The organism is Corynebacterium sp. HMSC069E04 (assembly GCF_001813175.1).
Taxonomy (GTDB): Bacteria; Actinomycetota; Actinomycetes; order Mycobacteriales; family Mycobacteriaceae; genus Corynebacterium; species Corynebacterium aurimucosum.
The window spans coordinates 1-375 of the sequence record NZ_KV811658.1 but is presented as its reverse complement, the minus strand read 5'-3'; the positions used below and the strand labels follow the sequence as shown (position 1 = coordinate 375).

Annotated in this window: 1 protein-coding gene; it reads right to left on the bottom strand. The window is 46.1% G+C overall.

What is annotated here, in order from left to right; translation table 11 throughout:
- Window positions 1-18: 18 nt before the first annotated feature.
- Window positions 19-375 (bottom strand): hypothetical protein (locus HMPREF2896_RS12950; protein ID WP_210388742.1); only part of this gene is annotated, 357 nt, incomplete at its 5' end.

Below are 375 nucleotides of genomic sequence, written 5' to 3'. Positions count from 1 at the left end.
ATCGGGTGGAGATACATCTTAACCAGAATGATTTATTAGCCAGCGCGGCACTTGTTGAGTGTCTGTTTTGAAAAAGTACGTGGTGCATTGTTGGGTGTCTGGGGCATTGTTCCCTGGTTGTTTAACCCACATGAGCTTGATGGTCGGAGTGCTTAATGTTCTGGTTGTTGGTTTGTGTGGGGTGTTGTGTGAGAACTGTATAGTGGACGCGAGCATTAAACCATGTGCTTGCTGCTGATACGTGCTTTGTGCGTGTGTTGGTGGTGGGTTGTGGTTTGTGTGATTTCTTTGTTCTTTTGTGTTTTGTGTGTTCACACCAACATTGTCTTCTGCTGCTTTTGTGGCGGTGGTTGCCTTGTTGGTTGTGTGTTCGTT